Here is a 10598-nt window from a genome sequence, read left to right as displayed (position 1 = left end):
CCAAGTGATGCCTGTTGACTATACGATCAACGTTGCTCGTCGGCTGCTTTCGTACTAACACGAACAAAATTCGTGACCGAGAAGAGAGACTATGCCCGACCCGAAGACTGGAAATGACTACGACTACATTCTGGATGATCAGGTGGGCTACCTGATGCGTCAGGCCAGTCAAAAACACGCGACGATCTATCAGTCCCTTGCTTTACAAGGACTTACTGCAACCCAATTTGCCACACTGGCGCGGCTGCATGAGCAGGGAAAATGCTCTCAAAACCAGTTGGGGCGGCTGGCATCGATGGATGTCGCCACTATCAAAGGCGTGGTGGATCGGTTGCGTAAAAAGGGCTACGCCATTGTTGAGGCCGACCCAAACGACAAGCGACGCAGTTTGATTTCGCTGACAGAACAGGGGTTGGAATTGGTTGAAGCCATGTTCCCGGTTGCCCATGATATCACAGCCAAAACGCTGGAGCCGCTAACCCCGGCGGAACAGAAAAAGTTCGTGAAATTGCTGCGCAAGCTAACCTGAATACCAACTTCAAACTTCCGCCCGGCTGACAGGCCGGGCAGCGCCCGCCCCTCCCCACGGGAGGGCGCTACCCTTCCAAAACCTCGGGCAACCGCGTTGCAGGTGGCGTATTTCGGCTGCGGGTGCTGCGCACAACACCGTCGATGATGGTCATCCCAACACCAGGCAGATTGCCCTGCTCCACCGATTCAAGCAAGTTTTTGCCCGGCGCGTGCTGGGCCTGATCCATCAACACAAAGTCAGCGCAATAGCCCTTTTCGATCAAGCCGGTATCCAATTCGCGTTGGCGCGAGGTGTTGCCATTGGCAAAGCAAAACGCGATTTCAGCTGGCACATTGCCCAGCGACGACAGCATCGCCACCATGCGCAGAATACCTAGCGGCTGAACCCCTGACCCAGCAGGTCCATCAGTGCCGAGGATAATGCGATCCATCTGCTTCAGCTCGCGCGCGGTGTTCAATGTCAGCAAGGCGGCGCGTTCATTGCCGTTGTGTACAATCTCCAGCCCCGCTGTGCAGCTTTCGCAAAGGCACATGATCTGATCATCTGGCAGCGCTGTGTGGCCACCATTGATGTGGCCAATGACATCGGTGCCAGTTTCCAGCACCATGTCGGCATCAATCAGGCCGGAGCCGGGAATCGAGGGGCCTCCGGTGTGAATGGTCGACTGGATGCCGTATTTGCGCGCCCAATCCACCATCTGTTTGGCGGTCTTGCCATCCTTGACGGTGCCCAGACCAACCTCGCCCAGCAGGGTGACACCGGCGTCGGCCAAATCCTTGAAGTCCTGCTCAACCATGCCGTGTTCAATTACCGGTGCGCCGGCCATGACCTTCATCCCTGAGGGACGGAAATTCTCGTACCAGCGCTGCGCAGCAATCGCCATCGCCTTGAGCCCGACAATATCCTTGGGGCGGCCCGGCATGTGGACTTCACCAGCCGAAATCAGCGTCGTGACACCACCGTGCAGTGTCGAGTCGATCCAGTTAACCTGTTGTTGTCGCGGCGTATAATCGCCCACGACCGGGTGGATGTGACTGTCGATCAACCCCGGTGCCAGCGCCACGCCATGGGCATCGACAACACTTGTGGCATCCTCGGCATCCAGATCTTTCTCATAGCCCCACTCGTGGATTTTTCCGTCAATGGCGATCATGCAATCACCGTCGAGTATCGGTTGCTCCATTTTGCCTGACAGCAACAAACCAATATTTTTGATGACGAGTTTCTCGGTCATGGTGCAGGCTCCTCGGCGCGGCTAATTTGTTAGTATGCTAATGTATTGATTAAGTGGGTCAAGTCTGTTTGGCTGAAGAAATGACAGGCAAACCGCTAGACACTGTACAGATTTCCAATTGCCCGCGTATAAGCACGGCGCACGTCACCCGTTTCAGACCAAGGTACAGTCCCATCTCACCCTCGCTAATCGGACGTCTATTCGCTGCAAGCCTGATCTGGCTGCTGCAGTCTCTGCCCGCGCAGGCGCATGCCTCTGAACAGGCGCTGGTCCTACTACTGCCAACCGACCTTTACATTATTGCCGGATGCGCAGCGGTTGTTGCGTCGATTCTGGGTGTGGCGTTCTTGTCCGAGGCGCGGTTGATGGCTGCGTTCAAGCCGCTACCCCTATTCAGCATCAAACTGTCCGATAACGTGACACATGTGACCAGTTTTGGCTCAATGACGTTTCTGTTTGCCATCAGCGCAATCGGCGCATTTGGCACCCATGATCCACTGAACAACCTGTTTTCGCTGACAATCTGGGCCATTTGGTGGGTCGGCCTGGTACTGGTGCATGGTGTTTTGGGCAATCTTTGGCAGGCGCTGAACCCATGGACGGGGCTGTACCAAATTCTGATCGGCTATCAGTCACCACAGCCCTATCTGAAGCTGCCAAAGTTCTGCGGCCACTGGATTGCAGTGCTGATCTTTCTGGCGTTTGGCATGTTCGAAATTGCAGACCCCGCCCCAGAGGACCCGGCCCGGCTGACCAAGTTTGTGCTGGGCTACTGGCTGTTCACCTTTGTCGGCATGATCCTGTTTGGCGGCAAGGTCTGGCTGCAGCGCTGCGAGCCTTTTACCATTCTGTTTGGTCTCGTTGCGGCAATATCTCCGGTTCGCTGGGTACCACGTCTTTCCATTGGCCTGCCGGGCTGGTCTCTTTTCTCGCTCAGCATTCCATCCGTCAGCCTCGCGATATTCAGCCTGACCCTGTTGGGTGTCGGCAGTTTTGACGGTTTAAAAGAGAGCTTTTGGTGGTTGGCGAAAATTGGGGTGAACCCGCTGATGTTCCCTGGGAAATCTGCCATCTTCTGGCAGTCCATCTTTGGGATTCTAGCGGTGAATGTCGCACTGGTCATGGTCTTTGCGGCTGTGGTCTTTGTCGGTATCCGCGCCGCAAATGCCAGCCTTGCATCCCAGGACCGCGTGGCCTTTACCACCGCGTTCTGCTGGTTTTCTTTATCGATCATTCCAATTGCACTTGGCTATCACTTTGCCCATTTTTTCATCTATTTTCTGGTCAACAGCCAATATGCTCTGCTGGCACTGACGGACCCCTTGATCACCGGCGCAAATTATCTAGGGCTGGCGAAAACGCAGGTAACAACAGGTTTTCTAAAGACGAAAGACAGCGTTCAAGTGGTGTTTTTCATTCAGGCCGGGGCTGTTGTGGCATCACATGTGGTGTCAGTTCTGATTGCCCATGGTATGGCTGCGCGGCTGTATCAGACCAAAAAGCAGACCCTGATCAGCCAAATCCCACTGGCGATTTTCATGATCCTGTACACCATCTTTGGCCTGTGGCTTTTGGCCACTCCGCGCGGGATGTAACGCCAAGGGCAAAATTCATTTGAAAAACTTCTGGACAAGTCGTTTGTATACACACAATATAACGACAATGCACCTAGCTGAATGGTGCGTCTATGGGAGGTGAAAAGTAATGGTAACTAAACCCGAATCCAAATTTACACGCCGCGGAATGCTAAAAACTATGGCAGCTGGAACTGGCGCTATTGCGGCGACTAGCGCCCTGCCCGGCCTGTCCGGTTTTGCCCAGGCGCAAAGCTCGGCGCCGATCAAAATCGGTTTTCAGGTGCACCGCACAGGCATCGGCGCAGCCTATGGCCGCTGGTACAACCGCACCACCGAAGCAGCCGTAAAACGCATCAATGACATGGGGGGCATCAATGGCCGCCCGGTAGAATTGGTTGCCGAAGACGACGGCACCGACCCCAAGCGCGGCGCCGAAGTGGTTGAGAAATTTGCAACCCAACATGAATGCGACATCGCCTTTGGCACCCTGTTCAGCCATGTTGTTTATGGCTCATCGCCGCGTGCGGGTGAGCTGAAGCTGCCGTATTTTGTGGTTTCCGAAGGCCACCACGTCGCCAGTGGAAAACTGAACCGTTACACGCTGCAGCCCGGCATTACCGATGTAAAAAGCCAGGTTCAGGCGATGGCACCGTTTGTAGCTAACAATCTGGGCAAGAAGGTCACCATGATCTTCCCTGATTTTGCCTTTGGCCACGATCATCGTGACTTCTTTACAGCCGCGATTGAGGCACAAGGTGGCGAGGTTGTCGAGCACATTGCCATTCCTCCGACCGAGACATCGTTCAGCAAGTACTTCCCACGCATCCCGCGTGAAACCGAAGTGATCTATCACGTGATGGTTGGCCCAGCGGTTCTGACATTCGTCAAGGAACTGGGTGAGTTCTTTGGCCCAAGCAGCCCTGAAATCTTTGGCTTTATCGACAGTCTTGAGGCCGTGGATATCAAGAGCCCCGGACTGGAGTTCCTGGAAGGCACCTATTTCTGGGAGGGCAACCCGCGTAACGCGCAGGCCGACCAGACCAGCCACGACAAGGCCTACCGTGCCGCCGTGGGCGTGGATGACAATGGTGCCTCGGTCGAGGATGCGCAGGATGTGTCGACCTATTCGCACATGTTTGGCTGTTGGGAGACCCTGAACATCATCAAACGCGGTATGGAAACTGCCGGATATCAGGGACCTGCGGATCGCGCCAAGCTGATCGAGGCGGTTGAGGCCATGTCGGATATGCCGCTGTCGGATGATCACCCTCAGGGCGCCAAGCGGTTCAACGGCAAGACGCACCAAACGTTTGGGCATCAGTACATTTCCAAGGTGTCAGACGGCAAACTGGTGGTCGAGCATACGACCTCGATCGAGGATGGTCTGTATGAGGACGAGGTGGATTACACCACGCAATCGTTCTGATTACCAAACACTAAGGGTCGCGTCTGACCTTGGGGAGGTGCAAAGCGCCTTCCCGGGGGGAAGGTCAGGCGCGGCCCGGCTTACAGCCGAACCAAACAGCTTTTTGAAAGAACGATTATGGATTTTGGGCCGCACTTGTTACTTGCCTCACTTGAGGGCGCCGTTACCGCCGCGATCCTGGCGCTAACGGCCATGGGGCTGAGCATCGTCTTTGGCGTAATGCGCGTTGTGAACGTGGCGCATGGTGAATTCTATATGCTGGGCGCGGTGATCGCTTGGTGGGTGACTTCCTTGATTGGTGGCCACCCTGCTATTGGTTTTGTTCTGGCGCTGGGGATCGCGCCACTGTTGGTGGGTTTCCTTGCCGCCGCAGCGGACAAGGTTATCCTGCAAAAAATCAACTATGACCCGGACCGCACCATCGTGGCCACAATCGGCTTGCTCTATATCATTCAGCAAACAACGCTGATGACATTTGGCCCCGACGCCCGCCCGGTGCAGCCTCCGTTTAACACCCGCATCGCCCTACCCTGGTTTGAATTTGGTGACGCTGGATTTGCGATGTATTGGCCCTGGGGGCTGAGCATCACCAGCTACAAGCTATTTGTGATCATGGCCGCAATCGGTATTCTGACCGCCCTGTGGCTGGTGATTACCCGCAGCAAAATTGGGCTGATCATGCGCGCCACCCAGTTGGACAGCGAAACCGCACTGGCCTTTGGCGTGCCGGTAGACCGCGTTTACATGTGGGTGTTTGGTCTGGGCGCCGGACTGGCCGCTGTCGGCGCGGTGCTGGTGGTACCAATTCAGCAAGCGCATTACCTGATGGGGCATGATCCGCTGCTGCTGGCCTTTATCACCGTGATCATCGGCGGCCTTGGCAGTCTGCCCGGCACCGTGATCGCCGCTATCCTGATCGGAATGAGCGACGGGATTATATCGGTCTTCTTCTCGCCCACACTGGCAAAGATCATCGCCACACTGGTGGTGGCCATGGTGCTGGCGTTTCGTCCCCAAGGCCTGTTGGGGAGAACGGCACATTGACCGATAGCCAGCGTTCGCAGCTGCTGCATCTGGGGGTGATTGCCCTGCTGTTTGTAGCGTTCTTTGTTCTGCCGACCTACCACGTCGGCAACCTGTCCCGCATCATGGTGCTGGCGGTTTATGCCATCGGTTACAACTTTCTGTTTGGCTACACCGGGTTGCTAAGCCTAGGCCACGCGCTGTTTTTCGCTGCTGGCATGTACGGGCTGGGCTTGTCGATGGAACTGTTTGACCTGACCACAGCCCCGGCCCTGATGGTCGGGCTGGCCTCGGCGCTGATTGTCTCGGCTGTGATCGGGTTTCTGGCCCTACGCACCAGCGGCGTGTCCTTTATGATCGTAACACTGATGTTCGCGCAGGCGGGTTATCTGACCATCCTCTATTTCGGCAGCTACACCCGCGGCGACGAAGGCTTTGTTATTCAACAGGCCGACCGGGTGCTGTTTGGGCTGGACCTGAGCAATGACACTGCGCGGTATTTCGCTGCACTAGTCCTGTTTTCGGTGTGTTTTCTGGCCGTGGCACGTCTGGTGCAATCGCCCTTTGGCCGCACTTTGGTTGCGATACGTGAAAACGAGGAACGCGCACGGATGTTAGGGTACAATACCGTGGCGCACAAGCTAAAGGCCGTGGTGATTTCGGGCACAATTGCTGGAGTGGCGGGTGCTGCCTATGCCTTGCTGTTTGGTTATGCCGGGGCAACCTTTGCCACCGTGCAATATTCGATCTTTCCACTGCTCTGGGTGCTATTGGGCGGCGCAGGCACCACCATCGGGCCGCTGATCGGCGTCATCTTTATGTTCTACCTGATCGACCTGAGCAGCGATATCACCTCCGCCTATATGCTGATTGCCGGCGTGGTTTTGGTGCTGCTGACACTGTTTGCACCACAGGGATTGGCGGGTGAGCTAAGAAAGCGAGTATTCAAATGGATGCCGTGAATATTCTGACCACCAAGGGGCTGACCAAGGCCTATGGCGGCATCAAAGCCAATACCGACATCGACTTTGCCCTGCCGCGCGGCAAAACCATGGCGCTGATCGGTCCCAATGGGGCGGGCAAATCGACCTTTGTTGGCATGCTGTGTGGACGGATCCCTGCCACGCGGGGGGATGTGTTTTTTGAGGGAGCAAATATCAACGCCCTGCCCGCGCATCAGCGGATCTCTCTTGGGATCGCCTATACGTTTCAGATCACCTCGGTCTTTGCCGGGCTGTCGCTACATGAAAACGTAGCGCTGGCAGCGCGGCGACGGTTGGGCGCGGATGTGGCTGCGGTGAACGCCAAGGTCGCGGATGTGCTGGCACGGGTTGGGCTGGCGGAACGCACGGATCAAATTGCAGGTGATCTGAGCTATGGCCACCAGCGCCTGTTGGAAATCGCCATGGGGTTGGCACAGGACCCGCGACTGTTCATATTGGACGAACCCACCCAAGGGCTAGCGGATTCAGAGGTGGAGGAGTTCATCGCTCTGATCAACACGCTGGCCGGGGAAACCACCATCTTGTTGATTGAACACAACATGGATGTGGTGATGAAGACCGCCACCCATATCACTGTGTTGGATGCGGGCGAAGTTCTGGCTGCTGGCACCCCCGAAGAAATCCGCGCCAATGCCGCCGTGCAGGCTGCCTATCTGGGGACAAGTGATGCTTGAGATTAATGACATCCAGGTGGCCTATGGCCGGGTGCAGGCGCTATTCGGGGTTTCGCTGACCGCCAAACCGGGAGAGATCCTGTGCATTCTGGGCCGCAATGGCGCGGGTAAAACAACAATCATGAAGTCGATCATGGGGCTATTACCGCTCAAATCCGGTTCGATCCATCTGGACGAAGAGGACATCAGCGCCCTGCCCGCGCACAAGATCCCCACCCGCCGGGTTGGCTATGTGCCGCAGGGGCGACGATTGTTTTCCGAACTGACCGTCGCTGAAAACATCGAGATGGGCATGATGACTTGCAAATCGGGCGAGGATACGCGTGAGTGGGTGCTGGAAATATTCCCTCGCCTGCGCGAACGGTTGCAACAGCAGGCCAATACCCTGTCAGGTGGCGAGCAGCAGATGTTGGCCACCGCCCGCGCGCTTTGTCTGCGTCCCAAAGTGCTGCTGCTGGATGAACCAACCGAAGGATTGCAGCCGTCGATGATCGAACAGATCCGGCAGGTTGTGGTACGCATGCGCGACGAAGGGGTCGCCGTTATTCTGGTGGAACAGCGGGTCGATGCCGTTTTGTCGATTGCCGACACGGTTGCCTTTATCGAACACGGTCAAACCCGGGAGACGCTGAATGCGTCAGAGCTGCGCGATGATCCAGAGAAAATCCATCAGTATCTGGGGGTTTGACCTCTGTCGCGTTTGGTTCTTGGCCTAGGTGTTCGCTTGCAAGCCGACGTCCGTTAGCGCTAGATCCCAAGGAACAGGGGCATGGGCGGGCTGATCATTGATAGAACTGACAGGGTATTTCTTCGTCTTTGCGATTCCCGCCGTGATATTCGCAGGCATCAGCAAAGGTGGGTTTGGCTCCGGTGCGGCCTTTGCCTCGTCGTCGTTTCTGGCAATCATTCTTGAACCGGGGTTTGCGCTGGCGCTGATGCTGCCATTGCTGATGGTGGTCGATCTGGCGTCGTTGAAACCCTATTGGGGCCGCTGGAACTTGCGGGATTCACTGTTGTTGCTGGCGGGTGGCCTGCCCGGCGTTGTACTGGGCACCCTGCTGTACCGGGCGGTAGACGCCGATGCGATGCGGGTGATGATCGGAGTGATCTCTGTTGGGTTTGTGGTCTGGCAGATGTCGGCCGGCCTACGCAAAAACTTGGCCACCCGCCCGCCAATGCCGGAATGGGCTGGGGTCTTGGCCGGTGTCATGGCGGGTTTTACCAGTTTTGTCAGCCATGCAGGCGGCCCACCGGCAGCGGTGTATTTACTGGGACGCCGGATGAGCAAGACCGAGTATCAGGCTTCGACCGTGCTGGTGTTCTGGGCGCTGAACCTCGCCAAGTTCATTCCCTATGCGTTTCTTGGCATGTTCACCTTGGACACTTTGAAACTGGACCTGATACTGGCCCCATTCGCCCTGATCGGCGCATGGATTGGCGTCAACCTGCACCATAAGATGCCTGAAAAGGCGTTCTTTGCACTGACCTATGTTTTGCTGTCCTGCACCGGCGCCAAACTGATCTGGGATGGGCTAACCTAAGTCAGCCCTTACCCTCTATGCCTCTTCCAACCTATCCGTTGCGGGTGCCGGGGTTGGTGTCAGCGTCGTCAGCTGGGCCATAAGTTCGTCAGTTAGGTCATAGTCCAACGCTGCCAGCGAGGGCTCCAACTGGGCAACCGATCGGGCACTGATGATAGGGCAAGTGATCGCCGAATTTGCCGCAACCCAAGCCACCGCCAATGTGGCTGGATCTACAGCGTGTTCCTTGGCCAGAGCCGACAGATCCTTGGCTGCCTGATGCATCCAGTCGACACCATATCGAGCCTTGTACATCGCATCCGTCACAAGTCGGCCTTCTTCACCAGCGGAGTATTTTCCGGTCAACAACCCGCCGCCCAGTGGCGAATATGACGCGACGGCAAAGCCTTCGCTTTGCGCCATCGGCAGCATTTCCACCTCGGCCTGACGTTTGACCAGGTTGTACATGGGTTGAAGAATACTGATTTTCGTTCCCAAGGACTCGGCAACAGCCTGTGCCTTCATGACCTGCCAAGCAGCATAGTTCGACACGCCAATCGCCCCAACCTTGCCTGCTTGCTGCAATTCAGCCAAGGTTTCAAAGCTCTCTTCCAACGGGGTGTTCGCATCCCAGCGGTGTAGGTACAGGATTTCAACGAAATCCATGTCCAACCGACGACGACAGCCATCGAACCGTTGCAGGATCTTGTCGCGACTTGCGCCGCCCTCGGCACCTACCTTGGTGGCAATCACCAGCTTGTCCCGCTCAGACTTGGCAAAGCCACCCAAAAGCGTTTCAGAGGTGCCGCCGGTATAAACGTCGGCCGTGTCAAAAAAGTTGATGCCCGCATCGCGGCAGGCGTCATACAAAGCCTGACTGTTCGCAGTGTCAGCCTTGCCACCAAATTGCATGGTGCCAAAGCAAAAGCGTGAGACAGGGTCGCCAGCGGGGGTTTTGAATGATGCGGTCATATGGCAATTATTTGCATACCCTCGGCCAAAGAAGAAGCACGTTCTATCAGTTTTCGGCCGCCCAGAGTTTCAGCTCAGCCGCCCAAACGACGACGGCACCCTAGCGCAACGACCCACCATAAGGCGTTCATCTAAATAGTTAATATTTTTGGTATGTCAGAAACGCATGGCGGAACTTCTGATTCAACACTGGTGGGTTTTGCACCCGCAGCATAAACCTACATCCAGAAGACCACTAACTAAAAAACTCAGGAGTAAGCTCCAATGGCTATCGCAGCAACAACACAGACAGTTCCCGCCCTGTCCCCTCTCGCCGCTCTTAAGCGCAGCGTAGCGGCTATCTTTACCGGGCTGGTCAATGTCGCAGAAGCCAACCCACGTTACCTGGAAGTTCAAAAACTGCAGGCGATGACCGATGAGCAGCTGGCAGCAAAAGGCCTGAAGCGTGACGACATCGTAATGCACGTCTTTGGACGCTGGATGTAATATCCGCCTACCTATCAAGGGGCGCCATCATAAGCGCCCCATTGATATTAAACCGTACCGACCTTAGCCACGCGCGCAACTGTGCGACCATGGACTGGGATGCAAAACAGATATGTGTTGAAGGGCAATCTATCTTGCCCGTCAGAAATC

General features: G+C 56.1%; 11 protein-coding genes. 9 read left to right on the top strand and 2 right to left on the bottom strand.

Going from position 1 to position 10598, the window contains the following annotated elements:
- Positions 1–91: 91 nt before the first annotated feature.
- Positions 92–529, top strand: a complete 438-nt coding sequence (locus DL239_RS11045) for a MarR family winged helix-turn-helix transcriptional regulator (RefSeq protein ID WP_167684155.1) — start codon at positions 92–94, stop codon at positions 527–529.
- Between the two features lie 67 nt (positions 530–596).
- On the opposite strand, the gene DL239_RS11040 is transcribed toward DL239_RS11045, so the two are convergent.
- The gene (locus DL239_RS11040; protein WP_167684154.1) at positions 597–1766 is read right to left on the bottom strand and encodes an amidohydrolase family protein; all 1170 of its coding nucleotides are present in this window, start codon (positions 1764–1766) and stop codon (positions 597–599) included.
- A gap of 80 nt (positions 1767–1846) precedes the next feature.
- On the opposite strand from DL239_RS11040, the gene DL239_RS11035 reads away from it, so the two are divergent.
- The 7 genes from DL239_RS11035 to DL239_RS11005 all read left to right on the top strand — a co-directional run bounded on the left by DL239_RS11035 (position 1847) and on the right by DL239_RS11005 (position 9011).
- Complete coding sequence (locus DL239_RS11035; protein ID WP_167684153.1) at positions 1847–3361, top strand: hypothetical protein; 1515 nt, start codon at positions 1847–1849, stop codon at positions 3359–3361.
- A gap of 109 nt (positions 3362–3470) precedes the next feature.
- Complete coding sequence (locus DL239_RS11030; RefSeq protein ID WP_167684152.1) at positions 3471–4769, top strand: ABC transporter substrate-binding protein; 1299 nt, start codon at positions 3471–3473, stop codon at positions 4767–4769.
- Positions 4770–4886: 117 nt separating this feature from the next.
- Complete coding sequence (locus DL239_RS11025) at positions 4887–5813, top strand: branched-chain amino acid ABC transporter permease (RefSeq protein WP_167684151.1); 927 nt, start codon at positions 4887–4889, stop codon at positions 5811–5813.
- On the top strand, positions 5810–6754 hold the full coding sequence (locus tag DL239_RS11020) for an ABC transporter permease subunit (protein ID WP_240931839.1): 945 nt from the start codon (positions 5810–5812) through the stop codon (positions 6752–6754). Before DL239_RS11025 ends, DL239_RS11020 begins: the two co-directional genes overlap by 4 nt.
- Entirely contained in the window at positions 6751–7470 is a 720-nt protein-coding gene (locus DL239_RS11015; protein WP_369410560.1) for an ABC transporter ATP-binding protein, read from the top strand. Before DL239_RS11020 ends, DL239_RS11015 begins: the two co-directional genes overlap by 4 nt.
- On the top strand, positions 7463–8158 hold the full coding sequence (locus DL239_RS11010; protein WP_167684149.1) for an ABC transporter ATP-binding protein: 696 nt from the start codon (positions 7463–7465) through the stop codon (positions 8156–8158). Before DL239_RS11015 ends, DL239_RS11010 begins: the two co-directional genes overlap by 8 nt.
- Before the next feature lie 97 nt (positions 8159–8255).
- The gene (locus DL239_RS11005) at positions 8256–9011 is read left to right on the top strand and encodes a sulfite exporter TauE/SafE family protein (RefSeq protein WP_167684148.1); all 756 of its coding nucleotides are present in this window, start codon (positions 8256–8258) and stop codon (positions 9009–9011) included.
- Between the two features lie 15 nt (positions 9012–9026).
- Here DL239_RS11005 and DL239_RS11000 read toward each other — a convergent pair whose 3' ends face one another.
- The gene (locus DL239_RS11000; RefSeq protein ID WP_167684147.1) at positions 9027–9962 is read right to left on the bottom strand and encodes an aldo/keto reductase; all 936 of its coding nucleotides are present in this window, start codon (positions 9960–9962) and stop codon (positions 9027–9029) included.
- Positions 9963–10226: 264 nt separating this feature from the next.
- On the opposite strand from DL239_RS11000, the gene DL239_RS10995 reads away from it, so the two are divergent.
- Entirely contained in the window at positions 10227–10448 is a 222-nt protein-coding gene (locus tag DL239_RS10995; RefSeq protein ID WP_240931838.1) for a DUF1127 domain-containing protein, read from the top strand.
- Positions 10449–10598: the final 150 nt, after the last annotated feature.

The organism is Parasedimentitalea denitrificans (genome assembly GCF_011813015.1).
Taxonomy (GTDB): Bacteria; Pseudomonadota; Alphaproteobacteria; order Rhodobacterales; family Rhodobacteraceae; genus Parasedimentitalea; species Parasedimentitalea denitrificans.
The sequence above is the reverse complement of the archived record's forward strand: the minus strand, read 5'-3'. Positions and strand labels throughout refer to the sequence as shown.

Coding starts and splice junctions, on each gene's coding strand:
- DL239_RS11045 (WP_167684155.1), top strand. CDS start 92: ATGCCCGACCCGAAGACTGGAAATGACTACGACTACATTCTGGATGAT.
- DL239_RS11040 (WP_167684154.1), bottom strand. CDS start 1,766: ATGACCGAGAAACTCGTCATCAAAAATATTGGTTTGTTGCTGTCAGGC.
- DL239_RS11035 (WP_167684153.1), top strand. CDS start 1,847: ATGACAGGCAAACCGCTAGACACTGTACAGATTTCCAATTGCCCGCGT.
- DL239_RS11030 (WP_167684152.1), top strand. CDS start 3,471: ATGGTAACTAAACCCGAATCCAAATTTACACGCCGCGGAATGCTAAAA.
- DL239_RS11025 (WP_167684151.1), top strand. CDS start 4,887: ATGGATTTTGGGCCGCACTTGTTACTTGCCTCACTTGAGGGCGCCGTT.
- DL239_RS11010 (WP_167684149.1), top strand. CDS start 7,463: ATGCTTGAGATTAATGACATCCAGGTGGCCTATGGCCGGGTGCAGGCG.
- DL239_RS11000 (WP_167684147.1), bottom strand. CDS start 9,962: ATGACCGCATCATTCAAAACCCCCGCTGGCGACCCTGTCTCACGCTTT.
- DL239_RS10995 (WP_240931838.1), top strand. CDS start 10,227: ATGGCTATCGCAGCAACAACACAGACAGTTCCCGCCCTGTCCCCTCTC.